Source organism: Pseudomonas sp. SDO5532_S415 (assembly GCF_054071155.1).
Genome location: NZ_JBSVWS010000036.1, coordinates 18,375 through 37,665, shown reverse-complemented (window position 1 = coordinate 37,665; position 19,291 = coordinate 18,375). Strand labels below are relative to the sequence as shown.

18 protein-coding genes are annotated in these 19,291 nt (G+C 60.8%); 13 read left to right on the top strand and 5 right to left on the bottom strand.

Features of this window, described 5'->3' with window-relative positions; genetic code table 11:
* Window positions 1-70 precede the first annotated feature (70 nt).
* From asd to ACW9HW_RS11750, 3 genes are read right to left on the bottom strand one after another with little or no spacing between them, the layout of a single operon-like run.
* The gene (gene asd, locus ACW9HW_RS11760) at window positions 71-931 is read right to left on the bottom strand and encodes an archaetidylserine decarboxylase (protein WP_095192148.1); all 861 of its coding nucleotides are present in this window, start codon (window positions 929-931) and stop codon (window positions 71-73) included.
* 9 nt (window positions 932-940) lie between these two features.
* On the bottom strand, window positions 941-1,765 hold the full coding sequence (locus ACW9HW_RS11755; RefSeq protein WP_095192147.1) for a rhodanese-like domain-containing protein: 825 nt from the start codon (window positions 1,763-1,765) through the stop codon (window positions 941-943).
* A gap of 42 nt (window positions 1,766-1,807) precedes the next feature.
* Window positions 1,808-3,346 (bottom strand): HDOD domain-containing protein, encoded by a 1,539-nt coding sequence (locus ACW9HW_RS11750; protein WP_457399952.1) that lies wholly within the window; start codon window positions 3,344-3,346, stop codon window positions 1,808-1,810.
* Between the two features lie 166 nt (window positions 3,347-3,512).
* On the opposite strand from ACW9HW_RS11750, the gene motA reads away from it, so the two are divergent.
* Together motA and motB are read left to right on the top strand one after the other, a co-directional pair.
* Window positions 3,513-4,364, top strand: coding sequence for a flagellar motor stator protein MotA (motA, locus tag ACW9HW_RS11745; RefSeq protein WP_095192145.1), 852 nt, complete (start codon window positions 3,513-3,515; stop codon window positions 4,362-4,364).
* A gap of 3 nt (window positions 4,365-4,367) precedes the next feature.
* Complete coding sequence (motB, locus tag ACW9HW_RS11740; RefSeq protein WP_457399949.1) at window positions 4,368-5,387, top strand: flagellar motor protein MotB; 1,020 nt, start codon at window positions 4,368-4,370, stop codon at window positions 5,385-5,387.
* A 179-nt stretch (window positions 5,388-5,566) separates the two neighbouring features.
* Here the strand turns inward: motB and rsgA are convergent, their stop codons facing one another.
* Window positions 5,567-6,598, bottom strand: a complete 1,032-nt coding sequence (gene rsgA, locus ACW9HW_RS11735; RefSeq protein ID WP_008064125.1) for a small ribosomal subunit biogenesis GTPase RsgA — start codon at window positions 6,596-6,598, stop codon at window positions 5,567-5,569.
* A gap of 107 nt (window positions 6,599-6,705) precedes the next feature.
* Between rsgA and orn the strand changes: the two genes are divergently transcribed.
* Entirely contained in the window at window positions 6,706-7,248 is a 543-nt protein-coding gene (gene orn / locus ACW9HW_RS11730) for an oligoribonuclease (RefSeq protein ID WP_457399947.1), read from the top strand.
* Between the two features lie 224 nt (window positions 7,249-7,472).
* Window positions 7,473-8,084 carry a trimeric intracellular cation channel family protein gene (locus tag ACW9HW_RS11725; RefSeq protein ID WP_095192138.1) on the top strand — a complete coding sequence of 204 codons (612 nt, stop codon included), beginning with the start codon at window positions 7,473-7,475 and terminating at the stop codon, window positions 8,082-8,084.
* Here the strand turns inward: ACW9HW_RS11725 and queG are convergent.
* Window positions 8,066-9,145, bottom strand: a complete 1,080-nt coding sequence (gene queG, locus ACW9HW_RS11720; RefSeq protein WP_457399944.1) for a tRNA epoxyqueuosine(34) reductase QueG — start codon at window positions 9,143-9,145, stop codon at window positions 8,066-8,068. The two genes, ACW9HW_RS11725 and queG, sit on opposite strands and share 19 nt — an antisense overlap.
* A 63-nt stretch (window positions 9,146-9,208) precedes the next feature.
* Between queG and ACW9HW_RS11715 the strand changes: the two genes are divergently transcribed.
* The 9 genes from ACW9HW_RS11715 (at window position 9,209) to hflC (ending at window position 19,282) form a co-directional block, all read left to right on the top strand.
* The gene (locus tag ACW9HW_RS11715) at window positions 9,209-10,708 is read left to right on the top strand and encodes an NAD(P)H-hydrate dehydratase (RefSeq protein WP_457399943.1); all 1,500 of its coding nucleotides are present in this window, start codon (window positions 9,209-9,211) and stop codon (window positions 10,706-10,708) included.
* Window positions 10,696-11,166 carry a tRNA (adenosine(37)-N6)-threonylcarbamoyltransferase complex ATPase subunit type 1 TsaE gene (gene tsaE / locus ACW9HW_RS11710; protein ID WP_095192135.1) on the top strand — a complete coding sequence of 157 codons (471 nt, stop codon included), beginning with the start codon at window positions 10,696-10,698 and terminating at the stop codon, window positions 11,164-11,166. The genes ACW9HW_RS11715 and tsaE overlap by 13 nt, the downstream gene beginning before the upstream one ends.
* Window positions 11,167-12,597 carry an N-acetylmuramoyl-L-alanine amidase gene (locus ACW9HW_RS11705; protein ID WP_095192134.1) on the top strand — a complete coding sequence of 477 codons (1,431 nt, stop codon included), beginning with the start codon at window positions 11,167-11,169 and terminating at the stop codon, window positions 12,595-12,597. It abuts the gene before it with no gap.
* Window positions 12,598-12,605: 8 nt separating this feature from the next.
* On the top strand, window positions 12,606-14,504 hold the full coding sequence (mutL, locus tag ACW9HW_RS11700; protein WP_457399954.1) for a DNA mismatch repair endonuclease MutL: 1,899 nt from the start codon (window positions 12,606-12,608) through the stop codon (window positions 14,502-14,504).
* Window positions 14,504-15,475, top strand: coding sequence for a tRNA (adenosine(37)-N6)-dimethylallyltransferase MiaA (gene miaA / locus ACW9HW_RS11695; RefSeq protein WP_095192132.1), 972 nt, complete (start codon window positions 14,504-14,506; stop codon window positions 15,473-15,475). Before mutL ends, miaA begins: the two co-directional genes overlap by 1 nt.
* Before the next feature lie 94 nt (window positions 15,476-15,569).
* The gene (gene hfq / locus ACW9HW_RS11690) at window positions 15,570-15,830 is read left to right on the top strand and encodes an RNA chaperone Hfq (protein ID WP_007902656.1); all 261 of its coding nucleotides are present in this window, start codon (window positions 15,570-15,572) and stop codon (window positions 15,828-15,830) included.
* Between the two features lie 12 nt (window positions 15,831-15,842).
* Complete coding sequence (gene hflX / locus ACW9HW_RS11685) at window positions 15,843-17,144, top strand: ribosome rescue GTPase HflX (protein ID WP_095192131.1); 1,302 nt, start codon at window positions 15,843-15,845, stop codon at window positions 17,142-17,144.
* 96 nt (window positions 17,145-17,240) lie between these two features.
* Window positions 17,241-18,413: an FtsH protease activity modulator HflK gene (gene hflK, locus ACW9HW_RS11680; protein WP_095192130.1), complete on the top strand. Its 1,173-nt coding sequence runs from the start codon at window positions 17,241-17,243 to the stop codon at window positions 18,411-18,413.
* Window positions 18,413-19,282 (top strand): protease modulator HflC, encoded by an 870-nt coding sequence (hflC, locus tag ACW9HW_RS11675; protein ID WP_095192129.1) that lies wholly within the window; start codon window positions 18,413-18,415, stop codon window positions 19,280-19,282. Before hflK ends, hflC begins: the two co-directional genes overlap by 1 nt.
* The last annotated feature ends 9 nt before the right edge of the window (window positions 19,283-19,291 follow it).

Below are 19,291 nucleotides of genomic sequence, written 5' to 3'. Positions count from 1 at the left end.
GCCGCGGTTTATCAGATAGACCGCGGTGCCTGCATCGCGAGCAGGCTCGCTCCCACAGGTGTTTCTGCGATCAGGCTTTTGGCAGACCCATTCCCTGACCCATCTGCACCGGCGAACCCGCCGCCAGCTCTTCAGCCCATTTCACCTGATCCGGCCCGAACAGCACGACAGCGGTCGAACCCAGCTTGAAGCGACCCAGTTCCGCGCCTTTTTCCAGGTGGATCGGCGCGCGGGCGGCTTCGTCGTAACGGAACGTTTTCAGCTCGCGCTTCGGCGGCGTAACCAGGCCGGCCCACACGGTTTCGATCGAAGCCACGATCATTGCACCCACCAGCACCACGGCCATCGGCCCGCGCTCGGTGTCGAAAATGCACGCCACACGCTCGTTGCGGGCGAACAGTTCCGGGACGTTTTCAGCGGTGGTCTGGTTGACCGAGAACAGGCGGCCCGGAATGTAGACCATCTCACGCAGGGTGCCGGCCAGCGGCATGTGCACACGATGGTAATCCTTCGGCGACAGGTAAATGGTGGCGAAATCACCGCCCATGAATGGCGCGGCGTTGGCTGCGTCGCCGCCCAGCAGTTCCAGCACGCTGAAACTGTGGCCCTTGGCCTGGAACACGCGACCGTGCTCGATCGGGCCAAGCTGGCTGACTGCGCCATCGGCCGGGCTGAGGATCGCCCCGGGTGTTTCGTCCAGTGGGCGGGCGCCGTCTTTCAACGCGCGGGTAAAGAAGGCGTTGAAATGCTCGTACGCGGTCAGGTCTTCGACCAGGGCCTCGGACATGTTCACCTGATAACGCTGGGCGAACCAGGCGGTGAAGGCGTTCTTGAACCAGCGCACGCGGCATTCGGCGATGCAGCCGGCCAGTCGCGAGAGCAGGTTGTGGGGTAGCAGGTACTGGCTGACGATAAACAGACGCTTGTTCATTAACTGTCCTTAAAAACCTTGATTCTCTACAGGGGTGTCAGGATGGTTGCCCCATTCGCCCCAGGAGCCGGCGTAGCCTTTGACCCGCGGATAACCGAGGGACTTGGCCACCAGATAGGTGAAGCCAGAGCGATGGTGAGTCTGGCAGTGGGTGATCACTTCTTTGTCTTTGCTGATCCCGAGTTGTTCGAGGATTTGCGGCATATCGGTGCGGATGCGCAGGTTGCGTGACCGATCCATGCCGGCAGTCCATTCGAAGTTCACGGCGCCGGGGATGTGTCCGCCCTTGGCGGCCAGGACTTTCTCGCCGGAGAACTCCAGCGGTCCGCGCGCGTCCCAGATCGCCAGGTCGGCAGCCCCCAGGCGGCTTTGCAGGTACTCACGGGTGGCGGTCGGCTCGTCGTGCAGGGTCAACGCAACCGGCCCACCAACGGCAGCCGGGATCTGGATCGACATGGGCATGCCTTCTGCCAGCCAGGCTGTCAGGCCGCCGTCAATATAGTGGTACTTGCTGTGGCCGATGACATCCAGGAGCCAGATAAAACGCCCGGCCCAACCACCGCCTTCATCGTCATAAACCACGTAGACCGCGTCGGGGTTGTGTCCCAGCTCACCGAACAAGGCTTCGAGTGCCGCTTGCGGCGGCATCAGTCCCGGTGCTGGCGCCTGACCGAGTTGCGTGCGTTTCGGGTCGACGAACCGTGCGCCGGGAATATGCCCTTCGGCGTAGCGGGCACTGCTGGTCAGGTCCACCAGGATCAGTTCGCGGGCGTCGAGGCGAGGGAGCAAGTCGCTCGGTTCGATCACCAGCGGCAAGCCAGAGAAGTCAGACATGTGAGGTCTCCAGAGCACAAAAGGGAGGATTGTAACGCAGCGTCATTTGCCGCGCTGACTAAAGCTGTGCAGCGCTTTTTCGATGCACTGTGCGGTTTTGCCGAAGGCTTGCACGGTGATCTCCGAAAACGGCCCGCCGCCCTGATCCGCCACGACAATCATGATCACCCGGCCATTGTTGACAAGCGAGCGCAGCAGCAGATGTTCGCCGCTGAACTGCGAACGCAGGCTATTGGGCAGCAGGGCGGAAAACTGCGCGTTGTTGTCCGGTGTCAGGCGCACCTGGGCCTGCTGCGCGAGCAAGCGCTGCAGCACGGTGCTCTGGCTGACGGCGAAATTCATGCCGGCAACTTCCTTCGGCAACCCGGCAGTCTGGTGAACCCGAAGATTGGCATGGGTGCGGTCGGCCATCAGGATCATCACCCGGCGCATACCGCTTGCGACCAAAGCGTCACGGGCGGAAGTGGTCAAGTGCATGGCGTTGGTAAAGCGACTCGGCTCGGCCAGCAGTTCGGCACATTGTTTGCGCCACTTCACCAGGTCTTCGGCGGTGGGTGCCGGTGCTGGCAGCAGCCCGGCGTGGACACGTTTCGTGCCCAACGGCCAGATCAGCGCAACGGCGGGGTGCCAGAGGTCGGGCATGGCGTGGTGGCGTGCACTATTGGCCGCCTGCTGATGCAATTGCTGTTGGACTTCGCCCATCGGCATTTGCAGGTAAAGGCTGGTCAGGTACTGCCATCGTTCACTGTGCGGGCTGTCCCAGGCCTGTTGTGCCGAGAGCGCCAGACCGTTGGCCAGCAGCACCGTGTTGGCCGGTTGATTGAGCCAGCGGCGCAGGGTCGGGTCGTCGTCGAGACGGTTCTGCTGGCGCAAGGGATGCTCGTTGTCGCGGGCAATGCGCAGGACTTTCACCAGTTCCCGCTGCTCGGTGAGCAGCAGCCGATAGCCTTGCTGTACCCAGATCGGCAGGCGCCAGATATCTACGAGGGCCAGGCCGATTTCCAGCAGGCGCGTGCCAAACAGTTGCTTCTCGACTTTGCGCGCCGACTCGCGTTTGTGGATGACCCGCAGCTCCCATTCTTCGAGTAATTGCGGATGCGTCAGCGCCAATGGCCACAGTGGCGACAGAAACAGCAGGCTGCCCCAATGGATGTCCTGCCATAGTCGCGCCAGGCGGCTGGCAAAAAAACCGTTGGCCTGTTGTGTGGCGTGCAGGCTGATCATCTGCAGCTGACGCAGGGCTTTCGGAATCTCGGCCATGGGCTCTGCGGGCAAGCGCTCGAGCAGTTCTTCGGTGCGCTTGAGGCCGAGGCGATTGATCGCGACTTCAAGGTTTTCCGCAGGCTCGGTCATGCTGCCATGGGTGTGGCGATTGGCATGACGAATGACACTCAAGGCCAGGGCCGGGCTGCCCTGCATCAATTCGGCGATGTCGCGCAGCGAGCTGCGACTGTCGCGGATCGCCCGGCAGACAAGGTCGTGACTGTCTAGCGGAACCGGCAGGCGCACGCCATCGAGAAGCTTGACCCAGCCTTCGAGCGTGGTCGGTTTTGCAGGCGGGACGTTCGTTTCGTTAGCCATGTCTGGAGGCGATCATCGTCAACATTACCTGGGCCCGGAGTGGGTCAAATTGGCTTTTCGCCTGAACTGGCTATAGTCTGGCGCAGTTTTGCCGATAAGTAGAAGAAGAGATTTTTTAACTTCCGAATATGACCTTGAACCCGACTCAGTAAGTGCTCTCCTACCTATGGCTAAAATAATCGGCATCATCGTCGTATTCGCGAGCGTGCTCGGCGGATACGTGCTCTCCCACGGCAAAATCGCCGCCCTGATCCAGCCCTTCGAAGTGATGATTATCGGTGGTGCGGCCCTCGGTGCATTCCTCCAGGCCAACCCGGGGCACATGGCGATGCACGTTCTCAAGAAAGCCTTGGGAATGTTCAGTTCGCGTTTCACTCACGCTTTCTATCTGGAAGTGCTGGGGCTGATCTACGAGATCCTCAACAAGAGTCGCCGCGAAGGCATGATGGCGATCGAAGGCGATATCGAAGATCCCGCCGCCAGCCCGATCTTCGCCAAGTACCCTACGGTCCTCAAGGATGAGCGCATGACAGCGTTTGTCTGCGATTACCTGCGCATCATGTCCTCCGGCAACATGGCTCCCCACGAACTGGAAAACCTGTTCGACATGGAGCTCGCCAGCCTCAAGGAAGATCTGGACCACCCGTCCCACGCAGTGAACGGCATTGCCGACGCCATGCCGGGTTTCGGTATCGTCGCGGCGGTCCTGGGTATCGTGGTGACCATGGCTTCGCTGGGTGAAAGTGACCAGAAAATGATTGGCCTGCACGTTGGTGCGGCACTGGTCGGTACCTTCTTCGGTATTCTCGCGGCCTACGGTTTCTTCGGTCCCCTGGCGCATGCCCTGGGTCACGATGCCAAGGAAGAATTGAACGTCTACGAAGCCATCAAGGCCTCGCTGGTCGCTTCGGCTTCCGGCATGCCGCCATCGCTGGCGGTAGAGTTCGGGCGCAAGGTTCTGTACCCGGCGCACCGCCCTAGCTTCGCCGAGCTGGAACAAGCGGTTCGCGGCAGATAAGTCATGGAAAATAACCAGCCGATAATCATCAAGCGCGTCAAACGCTACGCCGGCGGGCATCACGGAGGCTCCTGGAAAATCGCCTTCGCCGACTTTGCCACGGCGATGATGGCGTTCTTCCTGGTGTTGTGGCTGTTGTCTACCGCTACACCGGAGCAGAAGCTTGCCATCGCCGGTTACTTCAAGGACCCGATCGGCTTCACTGAAAGCGGCACGCCCTACATTATTGACCTGGGTGGTACACCCGAGTTGGCACCGGAAAACACCCTCAACCCCGAGGTGAAGTCCCAGCCGCAGCCGGACAAAGTGACTGTCGACGCCGAACAGGTCGAAGGCATGGCCGAGATGGTGGAGAAGGAACGCCTCGAGTTATTGCTGCAAGAATTGCAGAACAAGGTCGAAGAGAATCCGCAGCTGCAGAAGTTCAAAGACCAGATCATGTTCGAGATCACCACGGACGGGCTGCGCATCCAGATCGTGGATGCCGAGAACCGGCCGATGTTCGACTCCGGCAGTGCCCGCCTGAAGCCGTATTTCGAAGACATCCTGCTGGCCATGGCCGACACCATCAAGGCGGTGCCGAACAAGATCAGCATCAGCGGCCACACCGACGCCAAGCCGTACAGCGGCCAGGGTGATTTCGGTAACTGGGAGCTATCGGCCAACCGAGCCAACGCCGCTCGCCGCGCGCTGGTCGCGGGCAGCTATCCGGATCAGCAAGTGGCGCGGGTGGTCGGTTATGCCTCGTCGGCTTTGTTTGATCGCGAACATCCGTTCAACCCGGTCAACCGCCGTATCGACATCGTGGTGCTGACCAAGAAAGCCCAGCGTGCCATTGAAGGTTCACAAGGTGCGGAACCGGCTCCCGAGCCAACGCAAGGGCAAGGTGGTCCGGGCGAAGTACCAGCCGACCCGAACGCGTTGCCGGCGGATAAGGAGCCGTTGCCGGCTCACGAACTTCGCGAACGGTTGAATCTGTTTGACGACCCGGCCCCCAAACCGGCTGAAACGCCCAAGCCTTGATTTAGAAGGTCGGGGTAGCTGACCCGCCTTCTTCGCGAGCAGGCTCGCTCCCACAGTGGCGTGTGTTGTCCTTGTGGGAGCGAGCCTGCTCGCGAATGCAATGCGCGAGTCAGTACAAAATCCCAGGCGAAAAAAAGCCGCGAACATCTCGCGGCTTTTTCATGTCTGCGGAAATCGGCTCAGTAGCCGTTTTCCGGCAAACTGGCGATGATCGAGCGGTAGCTGTTCATCCGTTGTTGTTGCACACGGCCATCTTCCAAAGCCTTGAGCAGCGCGCAACCCGGCTCGCGGTCGTGCTTGCAGTCGCGGAAGCGGCAGGTGCCGAGCAGGTCGTTGAACTCGATGAAGCCGGCTTCGACGTCGGCACGGCTGACGTGGCCCAGGCCGAACTCGCGAATGCCCGGGGAGTCGATCAACTCACCGCCGCCGGGGAAGTGGAACAGCCGCGCGGTAGTGGTGGTGTGAGTGCCCTGGCCGGACAGCTCGGACAATGGCCCGACACGGGTTTCGACTTCCGGCAGCAGGCTGTTGACCAGCGATGACTTGCCGACGCCGGACTGGCCGACGAACACACTGATGCGCCCGTCCAGTTGCTTCTGCAGTTGCTCCATGCCGTTGCCGTGATGGGCCGACACTTCGAGCACCGGATAACCCAGCGTGCGATAAACCGCCAGCAAGGCATTCAGCGCCGGGGCGTTATGCTCGTCGATCAGGTCGAACTTGTTCAGCAGCAGCAACGGCTTGATTCCCGCGTGCTCGGCGGCGACAAGGTAGCGGTCGATCAGGTTGGCGTGTGGCTCAGGCAATGGCGCGAAAACGATGACGATCATGTCGACGTTGGCTGCTACCGGCTTGAGTTGACCACGGCTGTCCGGGCGGCACAGTTCGGTGTTACGCGGCAGTTGCGCGACGATCACGCCGATGCCCTGGTTACCGGCACGCCAGACCACCTGGTCGCCGGTCACCAGCGCCGGCAGGTTGGCGCGCAGGTGGCAACGGAATACCTGGCCGGCCAACTCGCCATCACGGGCCTCGACCTCGACCTGCACGCCGAAGTGCGCGATCACCAGGCCGTGCTGTTCCGGACCCAGGTCGCCACCTTCGAGTGCTTCGACAGCCGAGGACTCGCGTTTGGCGGCGCGGGCAGCGCGTTCGCCCTGAATCTTTTCGATGCGCCAGTTTTGACGACGATTGAGTTGGCGTTTGGCCATGGGTGTTCCGTAGTAATAATGCAGCGATTAGGTAAAACGGCGGCGAGTTTAGCACGCCCTGCCACCGGCCTAGGCTAAACTGCGCAGCATTGCCTAGGAGCCGACACATGCAAAACCCGCAGAACCTGATCTGGATCGACCTGGAAATGACCGGTCTGAACCCGGATACCGACGTCATCATCGAAATGGCCACTATCGTTACCGACAGCGACCTGAACACCTTGGCCGAAGGGCCGGTGATCGCCATTCATCACAGCGACGAAATCCTCGCCGGCATGGACGAGTGGAACACTCGCACCCACGGCAATTCGGGCCTGACCCAGCGCGTGCGCGAAAGCCGTATCAGCATGGCTGAAGCTGAAGCGGAAACCATCGCCTTCCTGGAGAAGTGGGTGCCGAAGGGCAAGTCGCCGATCTGCGGCAACAGCATCTGCCAGGATCGTCGCTTCCTTTATACCCACATGAAATCCCTGGAAAGCTATTTCCACTATCGCAACCTCGACGTTTCGACGCTCAAGGAGCTGGCCGGACGCTGGGCGCCGGACGTGCGGGACAGCTTCAAGAAGGGCAGCACCCACCTCGCTCTGGACGACATCCGCGAATCCATCGCCGAGTTGCAGCACTACCGCAAGCATTTCATCAAGTTCTGATGGGATGATCACGGGCCGTTGTGGCGAGGGAGCTTGCTCCCGTTCGGCTGCGCAGCAGTCGTAAATTCCACAGGTATGGTCCCGAATGTCAGCGTTGGCAGGAAATGGGGCTGCTGCGCAACCCAACGGGAGCAAGCTCCCTCGCCACAGGTTGGTTGTTCTGCCCTCTTTTGGTGCTTGGGTGAAGTGAGTAGACTGCGCGCCTTTCTGCAAGGACCGCCACCATGTTGCTGATGCTTTACCTGATCGCCATCACCGCCGAAGCCATGACCGGCGCCCTGTCCGCGGGTCGTCGCGGCATGGATTGGTTTGGCGTGGTGCTGATCGCGTGCGTCACGGCATTGGGCGGCGGTTCGGTGCGCGACGTGCTGCTCGGCCACTACCCGCTGACCTGGGTCAAACACCCGGAATACCTGATATTGACGACCATCGCGGCGATGTTCACGGTGTTCACCGCCCGCTGGATGCGTCATCTGCGCTCGCTGTTTCTAGTCCTCGACGCCGTCGGTCTGGTGGCGTTCACTCTGATCGGCTGCATGACCGCTCTGGAAATGGGGCATGGCATGTTGGTCGCGTCGGTCAGTGGCGTGATTACCGGGGTTTTCGGCGGCATCCTGCGCGATATCTTCTGCAACGACATTCCGTTGATCTTCCGTCGCGAACTCTACGCCAGCGTCTCGTTCGCCGCGGCATGGTGCTACATGCTGTGTCTCTGGCTGAACGTGCCGGGTGAGCAAGCGATACTGATCACGCTATTTGGCGGTTTTCTGCTGCGCTTGCTGGCGATCCGTTTTCATTGGGAAATGCCCAAGTTCATCTACAACGACGAGGCCTGACGGTCGGCATGTTGCTGCAACGCCCATTCGACATGTTCACGCACCATCTCGGATGGATAATCGCGCCGCGCTTTTAAAGCTTCCAGAACCGGAATCGTTGAAGGCGCATTCCCCAGGCCCACCGCCAGATTGCGCAACCAGCTTTCATAACCCGCCCGTCTGAGTGGCGAGCCTTCAGTGCTGCTCAGAAACCTGGCCTCGTCCCACATGAACAGCTCGGCCAGGTCGGCGTTGTCCAGGTTGTGCCGTGGCTTGAAATCGCTTTCGCCAGAAGGGCGGGCGAAGCGGTTCCACGGACAGACGATCTGGCAGTCATCGCAGCCGAACACCCGGTTGCCGATCAGCGGTCGCAAGTCTTCGGGGATCGCACCCTTGAGTTCGATGGTCAGGTAGGAAATGCAGCGTCGGGCGTCCAGCACATAGGGGCCGACGAAGGCTTTGGTCGGACAGATGTCGAGGCAGGCGCTGCAGCGACCGCAATGTTCGGTAGCGTGGGGCGGGTCCACCGGCAGCGGCAAATCGACGAACAGTTCGGCGAGGAAGAAGTAACTCCCCGCTTTACGATTCAAGACCAGGGTGTTTTTGCCGATCCATCCCAGGCCGGCCTGTTCCGCGATGGCTTTTTCCAGCACCGGGGCGCTGTCGACGAACGCGCGGTAGCCGAACGGACCAATCACGGCCTGAATCTTTTCCGCCAGTTGTTGCACGCGTTTACGGATCAATTTGTGGTAATCGCGGCCCAAGGCATAGCGCGAGACGTAGGCTTTTTCCGGTTGGGCCAGCAATTGCGCCATTTTGGTGTCGCCCGACAGGTAATCCATGCGCAGCGAAACCACGCGCAGGGTGCCCGGTACCAGTTCATCCGGGTGCGAGCGTTTGCTGCCATGGGCGCCCATGTAGTCCATTTCACCGTGGTAGCCGGCGTCGAGCCAGCGCTGCAGGTGCTGCTCATGCTCCCCCAGGTCGAGGCCACTGATGCCGACTTGCTGGAAGCCCAGCTCGCGGCCCCAGTCCTTGATGGATTGGGCGAGGGCGGGCAGGTCTGTGGTAATAGCGGGCATGAGGCGAGAGAAACCGGAGCTGAGGTGCGTATAATTCTGCCAGACATCGGAGCCCGAAGACGCATGCCGCACACTAAAGATGATTTACCCGACGCGCTGTACAGCGCTGCGCAGGTCCGAGGGCTCGATGCGAGCCTGATCGCGGCCGGTACCCCGGGCTTCGAATTGATGCGGCGCGCGGCGCGGGCGATCTGGCGAGCGTTGGTCCGCCAGTGGCCGACGGCGAGTGAATTGACGGTGGTCGCCGGTCATGGCAATAACGCCGGTGACGGTTATCTGGTGGCCGTGCTGGCCAAGCGTGCCGGTTGGTCGGTTCGGGTACTGGCGGCGGGCGATGCGCAGCAGTTGCGCGGTGATGCGGCGGCGGCTCATGCCGAAGCGGTGTCTGAAAACGTCTTTATCGAAGCCTGGACGGCAAATTCCGAATTGCGCGGCCTCGTGCTGGATGCCTTGCTGGGCACTGGCCTGACCGGTGACGTGCGTGAGCCGTACGCCAGTGTCATCGCCTCGATCAATGCCAGCGAGCTGCCAGTGGCGGCGGTCGATATCCCTTCCGGCCTCTGCGCCGATACCGGTCGTACCCTCGGCTGCGCAGTGCGAGCCGATCTGACAGTCACGTTTATCGGCTTGAAACTGGGGTTGTTCACCGGTGATGCGGCGGACGTGGTGGGCGAACTGGTTTTTAACGACTTGCATGCCGATCCGCAGCTGCTTGAGCGCGCGCCCACCAGTGCCCGTCGCCTGATGCCCGGTAATCTGCCGCAACTGGCCAGTCGCGCGCCCACCTCCCATAAGGGCAAATTGGGTCATGTGCTGCTGATCGGTGGCGATCGCGGTCTGGGCGGGGCGATCCTGCTCAGTGCGCAAAGTGCGCTACGCAGTGGTGCCGGCATGGTGTCGGTGGCGACCCGCAGCGAACATGTGCCCGCCGCTTTGGCCCGAATTCCCGAGGTGATGGTGTTGGGTACTTCGTCGGCCAATCAGTTGATGGAATTGCTGCAAAAGGTTTCCGTGTTGGTTGTCGGTCCCGGATTGGGTCAGGCTGCCTGGGGGCACAGTTTGTTGTCCGCCGCCGCCAATGCACCACTGCCGCAAGTCTGGGACGCCGATGCGCTGAACATGCTGGCGCAGGAACGTGTGAACTTGCCCAAGGATTGTGTGATCACGCCGCATCCGGGCGAAGCGGCGCGGTTGCTGGGCATGAGTACTGCTGAGGTTCAGGCTGATCGCCCTGCGGCGGTGCGTGCCTTGAGCAAAAAATATACAGCGGTCGTGGTGCTCAAGGGGGCCGGCAGCCTGATCGCCAGTCCCGACGGGCGGTTGGCGGTGTGTCATCAGGGCCATCCGGCGATGGCCACCGCCGGTTTGGGCGATGTGCTGGCCGGTCTGGTCGGCGCCCTGCTGGCCCAGGGCATGGATGCGTTCGACGCCGCCTGCCTTGCCGTCTGGCTGCACGCCAATGCCGGTGAACAGCAAGGTAAATTGGGCCGCGGGCTGGCGGCCAGTGATCTGATTCCAGCCATTCGTCAGTTGTTGGAGGAGCAAGCACCGTGTCTGAAGTAACCCTGTACCTGGCTGATGAAGAGGCGATGACCGCGTTTGGCGCACGCATCGCCCAAACCACTAAAGGGCACGGCCTGATCTTTCTCGAAGGCAACCTGGGGATGGGCAAAACCACGTTGTCCCGGGGCATCATCCGGGGGCTGGGGCACGTCGGGGCGGTAAAGAGCCCGACCTTCACCCTGGTCGAGCCCTACGAGATTGGCGATATCCGCGCCTTCCACTTTGACCTGTATCGCCTGGTCGATCCGGAAGAGCTGGAATTTCTCGGTATCCGCGACTATTTCGAAGACGACGCTTTGTGTCTGATCGAATGGCCCGATAAAGGTGCAGGCTTTTTGCCAAAGCCCGACCTGACCATTACCATTAGCCCGCAAGACAGCGGGCGTTCGCTGAAAATTTTGTCCCAGGGCTCGCGTGGCGAGTCGTGGTGTGCCGCTTTGGCATTGGAATCCAAATAAATGATGGGGTTAGGTATGCGCTTTCGCGCGTTGGTTGCTGCCGTAGGGGTATTGTTTTTGGCGGTGACCGTCGACGCTGTGGCCGAGACGAAGGTCAACAGTGTTCGCCTGTGGCGGGCGCCGGACAACACACGGCTGGTGTTTGACCTGACCGGCCCTGTGCAGCACAGCGTCTTTACCCTGACGGCCCCCGATCGTCTGGTCATCGACATCAATGGCGCGTCCTTGGGTGCGCCGCTGAACGTCAACAGCGCCAATACCCCGATCACCGCCATGCGCTCGGCCCAACGCACGCCGACTGACTTGCGGGTGGTCATCGACCTGAAAAAGGCCGTCACCCCGAAAAGCTTCTCCCTGGCCCCCAACGCCCAGTACGGCAACCGACTGGTGGTCGATCTGTTCGATAACCCGGCCGATGCCGCGCCGCCGCCTGCGCCGACGCCGTCGGTGGCCACGGTGCCAGCCGTACCGGTCACGCCGACGGAGCCTGCTATCAAACTGCCTCCGGCCCCGGCGGGTAAACGCGACATCATTGTGGTGATCGATGCCGGTCACGGTGGCGAAGACCCGGGCGCCTCCGGCTCGCGCGGTCAGCGCGAAAAAGACGTGGTGCTGCAGATTGCCCGCGAATTGCAGCGCCAGGTCAACGGCATCAAAGGTTTCCGTGCCGAGTTGACCCGCACCGGCGACTACTTCATTCCGTTGCGCGGGCGTACCGAAATCGCCCGCAAGAAGGGCGCCGACCTGTTCGTCTCGATCCACGCCGACGCCGCGCCTTCGACCGCCGCGTTCGGTGCTTCCGTGTTCGCCCTGTCTGATCGCGGTGCCACCTCGGAGACCGCGCGCTGGCTGGCCGACAGTGAAAACCGTTCCGACCTGATCGGTGGTGCCGGTAACGTCAGTCTCGACGACAAGGACCGCATGCTCGCCGGCGTGCTGCTCGATCTGTCGATGACCGCGTCCCTGACCTCCAGTCTGAACGTCGGTCAGAAAGTATTGAGCAACATTGGCCGGGTCACGCCGCTGCACAAGCAGCGGGTTGAACAGGCCGGGTTCATGGTGCTGAAGTCGCCGGATATTCCATCGATCCTGGTGGAAACCGGATTCATCTCCAACGCCAACGAAGCCTCGAAACTTGCCGCGTCGAGCCACCAGCAGGCGCTGGCCCGCTCGATCAGCAGCGGTGTGCGTCAATTCTTCCAGCAAAATCCGCCACCGGGCACTTACATCGCCTGGCTGCGTGATTCCGGGAAAATCGCCCAAGGCCCGCGTGACCACCGGGTAAATCCGGGTGAGACGCTGGCGATGATCGCCGTGCGTTATCAGGTGTCGCCGGCCGCGCTGCGTAGCGCCAACAACCTGGCGAGTGACGAACTCAAGGTCGGTCAGCACTTGACCATACCTGGCACTGAATTGGCGGCCAAAGAATGAACCAGGTGCTGACCAACGCTGCCCGCATCGAGCTGCTCAGTCCTCGGCTGGCAAACCAGATTGCCGCCGGCGAGGTGGTAGAACGCCCGGCTTCGGTGATCAAGGAGTTGCTGGAAAACAGCCTCGACTCCGGCGCCAAACGCATCGATGTCGATGTGGAGCAGGGCGGCGTCAAGTTGCTGCGGGTGCGCGACGATGGTAGCGGCATTTCCGCCGATGACCTGCCGCTGGCCCTGGCGCGACACGCCACCAGTAAAATCCGCAATCTCGAAGACCTGGAACAGGTCATGAGCCTGGGCTTTCGCGGTGAGGCACTGGCTTCGATCAGTTCCGTGGCGCGCCTGACCCTGACGTCCCGCACCCGCGATGCCGATCAGGCCTGGCAGGTCGAGACCGAAGGCCGTGACATGGCGCCCCGCGTACAGCCGGCAGCACATCCGGTAGGCACCTCTGTCGAAGTTCGCGACCTGTTCTTTAACACACCGGCGCGACGCAAGTTTCTCAAGACTGAAAAAACCGAATTCGATCATCTGCAAGAAGTGATCAAGCGTCTGGCCCTGGCGCGTTTCGACGTGGCGTTCCATCTGCGCCACAACGGCAAGACCATCCTCAGCCTGCACGAAGCCCACGATGATGCGGCCCGTGCCCGGCGAGTCGCGGCGATTTGCGGTCCCGGTTTCCTGGAGCAGGCGCTGCCGATCGAGATCGAACGCAACGGGCTGCACCTGTGGGGTTGGGTCGGATTGCCGACGTTCAACCGCAGCCAGGCGGATTTGCAGTATTTCTTCGTCAACGGCCGTGCGGTGCGCGACAAGCTGGTGGCCCACGCGGTGCGCCAGGCTTATCGCGATGTACTGTTCAACGGCCGGCACCCGACGTTTGTGCTGTTTTTCGAAGTCGATCCGGCGGGCGTTGACGTCAACGTACACCCGACCAAACACGAAGTTCGTTTCCGTGACGGGCGCATGGTCCACGATTTCCTCTATGGCACCTTGCACCGCGCCTTGGGTGATGTGCGGCCGGAAGACCAGTTGGCGGCGCCGCTTGCGACAGCGATTGTCCGGCCTACCGGGCTGGATGCCGGTGAGTTCGGTCCGCAGGGTGAAATGCGTCTGGCAGCCAATGCGTTGCTGGAGCAGCCTCAAGCGCAACCGTCGTTCAATGCGCCAGCCGGATCGGGCTCAGGGGCCGGTTACCAGTATCAATACACGCCGCGTCCTCAGTCCGCTGTGCCTGCCGCCGAAGCCCAGGCCGCCTATCGCGAGTTCTTCGCGCCGCTGCCCGAGGCCAATGCGGTCGCATTGCCAGCCGGGCAGGGTGACATCCCGCCGCTGGGTTATGCGCTGGCGCAGCTCAAGGGTATCTACATTCTTTCGGAAAACGCCCAGGGGCTGGTGCTGGTGGACATGCACGCCGCACATGAGCGGATCATGTACGAACGCCTGAAAGTCGCCATGGCCAGCGAAGGCTTGAGTGGTCAGCCACTGCTGGTGCCAGAATCCCTGGCGGTCAGCCAGCGTGAAGCCGATTGCGCTGAAGAGCACGTCGCCTGGTTCCAGCGACTGGGCTTCGAATTACAGCGCCTGGGTCCGGAAACCCTGGCCATCCGGCAGATTCCGGCACTGCTCAAACAGGCCGAAGCCAATCGGCTGGTCGGCGATGTGCTGGCCGACCTGATGGAGTACGGCACCAGCGACCGGATTCAGGCACACCTGAACGAACTGCTCGGCACCATGGCCTGTCACGGCGCGATCCGGGCCAACCGGCGCCTGGCCTTGCCGGAAATGAACGGTCTGCTGCGTGACATGGAAAACACCGAGCGCAGCGGGCAATGCAACCATGGCCGACCGACCTGGACCCAACTGGGCCTGGACGATCTGGACAAACTGTTTTTGCGCGGTCGTTGATGAGCCAGCTCCCACCTGCCATTTTCCTGATGGGACCGACCGCCGCCGGCAAGACCGACCTGGCCATCGAACTCACCAAGGTCCTGCCCTGCGAACTGATCAGCGTTGATTCGGCACTGGTCTACCGTGGCATGGACATCGGCACCGCCAAGCCGTCGAAGGAGCTTCTGGCGCAGTTTCCGCACCGTTTGATCGACATTCTCGATCCGGCCGAGAGCTATTCGGCCGCGGATTTTCGTCGTGACGCCCTTGAAGCCATGGCCGATATCACCTCGCGCGGAAAAATTCCGCTGCTGGTAGGCGGTACAATGCTCTACTACAAGGCTTTGCTCGAAGGACTGGCCGATATGCCGGCTGCCGATCCGGACGTGCGCGCGCAAATCGAGGAAGAGGCTGCACGCCTTGGCTGGCAAGCCTTGCACGAACAATTGGCGGTGATCGATCCGGTTTCCGCGGCGCGCATTCATCCGAACGATCCGCAGCGGCTCAGTCGAGCACTGGAAGTTTATCGCGTCAGCGGTCAGAGCATGACCGCGCTACGCCTGCAACAATCTGCGCAAAGTACTGAAGCAGCCGCTTCGGGACGGCAACAATTGCCCTATACTGTCGCGAACTTGGCGATTGCTCCGGCAAATCGTCAGGTACTGCATGAGCGAATTAAACAAAGATTCACTTTAATGTTGGAACAGGGATTCATCGACGAGGTCGTAGCCCTGCGTAAGCGAAGTGACCTGCATGCCGGGTTGCCGTCTATACGTGCGGTAGGCTACCGACAAGTCTGGGACTACCTGGATGGCAAGCTGACGTCAGCCGAGATGCAGGAGCGTGGAATCATCGCCACGCGCCAATTGGCAAAGCGCCAGTTCACCTGGCTGCGCAGTTGGGCTGATTTACACTGGCTGGACAGCCTGGATTGCGACAATCTGCCGCGCGCCTTGAAATACCTGGGGACCATCTCCATATTGAGCTGAGTCCTTGCAATTGCCGTCTATCCTTGGGGGTGTGACGGCCACAAGCCATCTGTTTACCTATTTTTTATATTGAATCCTTAAAGGAGTGCGGCACATGTCAAAAGGGCATTCGCTACAAGACCCTTACTTGAATACTTTACGTAAAGAGAAAGTTGGGGTGTCCATCTACCTGGTCAACGGTATCAAGCTGCAAGGCACGATCGAGTCTTTCGACCAGTTCGTTATCCTGCTGAAAAACACCGTCAGCCAAATGGTCTACAAACACGCTATCTCTACAGTAGTGCCGGTTCGTCCAATTCGTCTGCCTAGCGCAACCGAATCCGAAGCAGGTGATGCTGAGCCAGGTAACGCCTGATAGGAGTCTCCTTTGTTCTTTGAGCGCCACGGTGGTGGTGAGCGAGCCATTCTCGTTCACTTGGATGGTCAGGACCCTGAGGCGCGCGAAGATCCGCAGGAGTTTCAGGAGTTGGCAATGTCGGCTGGCGCCGAGACCGTCGCGTTTTTCAACGTGCCGCGTAATCGGCCAACCGCCAAATACCTGATTGGCAGCGGCAAGGTCGAGGAATTGCGCGACCTGGTCAAAGCCGAACAGGTAGATCTGGTGATTTTCAATCACATCCTCACGCCCAGTCAGGAACGTAACCTCGAACGGATATTCGAGTGTCGCGTGATCGACCGCACGGGTCTGATTCTCGATATCTTCGCCCAACGCGCCCGTACCCATGAAGGCAAGCTCCAGGTCGAACTGGCTCAGCTTGAGCACATGAGCACGCGTCTGGTTCGTGGCTGGACTCACCTTGAGCGGCAGAAGGGCGGTATCGGTCTGCGCGGTCCGGGTGAAACCCAGCTGGAAACCGACCGGCGTCTGTTGCGGGTTCGCCTGCGGCAGATCAAGGGGCGCCTGGAAAAGGTCCGCAGCCAGCGCGAGCAGTCGCGTCGTGGCCGCAAGCGCGCTGACATTCCGACGGTTTCACTGGTGGGCTATACCAACGCCGGCAAATCGACGCTGTTCAACTCGGTCACCGAGTCCGATGTGTTCGCCGCCGACCAGTTGTTCGCTACCCTCGACCCGACCCTGCGCCGACTCGAGCTCGACGATCTCGGGCCGATCGTGCTGGCAGACACCGTGGGTTTCATTCGTCACTTGCCGCACAAACTGGTCGAGGCATTTCGGGCTACGCTCGAAGAGTCGAGCAACTCCGACCTGTTGCTGCACGTGATCGACTCCCATGAGCCCGAGCGCATGGCCCAGATTGAGCAGGTCATGGTGGTGTTGGGTGAGATCGGGGCCCAGGACTTGCCGATCCTGGAGGTATACAACAAACTCGATTTGCTCGAGGGTGTTGAGCCGCAGATCCAGCGCGATGCCGATGGCAAGCCGCAACGGGTCTGGTTGTCGGCCAAGGACGGTACGGGTCTGGGTTTGCTCAAGCAGGCCGTGGCCGAGCTGCTCGGCGATGATTTGTTTGTTGGCACCTTGCGCTTGCCGCAACGATTTGCTCGACTGCGTGCGCAGTTTTTCGAACTCGGTGCGGTACAGAAAGAAGAACATGACGAAGAAGGTCTCAGCTTGCTGGCCGTTCGTTTGCCACGGGCCGAATTGAATCGGCTGGTGAGCCGCGAAGGTTTGCAGCCGCTGGAGTTCATCGAGCAACACACTTTGCAATAAAAGCCTGAGAAAGCGGTTGTGCCGTGGTGACAGGCATTCTGTAGCATTGGTCGGCGCGCCGTGGGTGCGTCTTTGCTTTATCAGATGGAGAGCGCTATGGCTTGGAATGAGCCGGGTGGCAACTCGAATAATCAGGATCCTTGGGGTGGCAAGCGCCGTAATAACGGCGATCGCAAGGGGCCGCCAGATCTCGACGAGGCCTTCCGAAAGCTGCAGGAAAGCCTGAACGGGTTGTTCGGTGGTGGTAAGAAACGTGGTGATGACGGTGGTGGTCCGGGCAAGAGCGGCGGCTTCGGCGGTCTGCTCGGCATCGGCCTGGTCGTGTTGGCGGCCGTATGGCTGTACAGCGCGGTCTATGTAGTCGACGAGCAGGAGCAGGCCGTGGTGCTGCGCTTCGGCAAGTACTACGAAACCGTCGGCCCGGGTCTGAACATTTATTTCCCGCCGATCGACAAGAAGTACATGGAAAACGTCACGCGTGAGCGTGCGTACACCAAGCAGGGTCAAATGCTGACTGAAGACGAAAACATCGTCGAAGTGCCGCTGACCGTGCAGTACAAGATCAGCAACCTGCAGGACTTCGTGCTGAGCGTCGATCAGCCGGAAATCAGCCTGCAACACGCGACGGACAGCGCCTTGCGCCATGTGGTGGGTTCCACCGCGATGGACCAGGTACTGACCGAAGGTCGTGAATTGATGGCCAGCGAAATCAAGGAGCGCCTGCAGCGCTTCATGGATACCTATCGCACCGGCATCACCGTTACCCAGGTCAACGTACAGAGCGCAGCGGCACCGCGTGAAGTGCAGGAAGCCTTCGATGACGTGATCCGTGCCCGTGAAGACGAGCAGCGTTCGCGCAACCAGGCTGAAACCTACGCCAACGGCGTCGTGCCGGAAGCTCGTGGTCAGGCCCAGCGTATTCTCGAAGATGCCAATGGCTATCGTGACGAAACCGTCTCGCGTGCCAAGGGTGAGGCTGATCGCTTTACCAAACTGGTCGCCGAGTATCGCAAGGCGCCTGAAGTCACCCGCCAGCGTCTGTACCTGGACACCATGCAGGAAGTCTTCAGCAACACCAGCAAGGTTCTCGTGACCGGTAACAAGAATGGCCAGAACAACCTGCTGTACCTGCCACTGGACAAAATGGTCGATAGTGGTCGCAGCACCAGCACTCCGGTGAGCAGTGCAGCCGCCACCAGCAATGAAGCGAATGCGCGTGCAGCAGCTGATCTGCAGCAACAGCAAGCACGTACCAGGGAGAGTCGCTGATGAGCAATAAATCGCTGATCGCCCTTATTGTCGGCGTCGTCGTGGCGATCGCTGCCTGGAACTGCTTCTACATCGTGGCTCAGACCGAGCGTGCGGTGTTGCTGCAGTTCGGTCGCGTGGTTCAGACCGATGTTCAGCCAGGCCTGCATGTGAAGGTGCCTTACGTTAACCAGGTGCGCAAATTCGACGCACGCCTGATGACGCTGGATGCACCGACTCAACGCTTCCTGACGCTGGAAAAGAAAGCCGTGATGGTTGATGCCTACGCCAAGTGGCGCGTGAAGGACGCCGAGCGTTTCTACACCGCGACTTCCGGCCTCAAGCAGATTGCCGACGAGCGTCTGTCGCGCCGTCTGGAATCGGGCCTGCGTGACCAGTTCGGTAAGCGCACCCTGCACGAAGTGGTGTCGGGTGAGCGTGATGCGCTGATGGCGGATATCACGGCTTCGCTGAACAAGATGGCTGAAAAAGAGTTGGGCATTGAAGTCGTCGATGTCCGGGTCAAGACCATCGACCTGCCAAAAGAAGTGAACCGCAGTGTGTTCGAGCGTATGAGCACCGAGCGTGAGCGTGAAGCTCGCGAGCACCGCGCCAAGGGTAACGAACTGGCTGAAGGCATCCGTGCTGACGCCGATCGTCAACGCCGCGTGCTGCTGGCTGAAGCCTACCGTGAGTCCGAAGAGATTCGCGGTGACGGCGATGCCCAGGCCGCTGCGATCTACTCCAAGGCCTACGGTCAGGATCAGGAGTTCTACGCGTTCTACCGTAGCCTGCGTGCCTACCGTGAAAGCTTCGCGAACAAATCCGACGTCATGGTCCTCGACCCAAGCAGTGACTTCTTCCACTACCTGGAAAAAGCCAAGCCTTGATACGGCGTT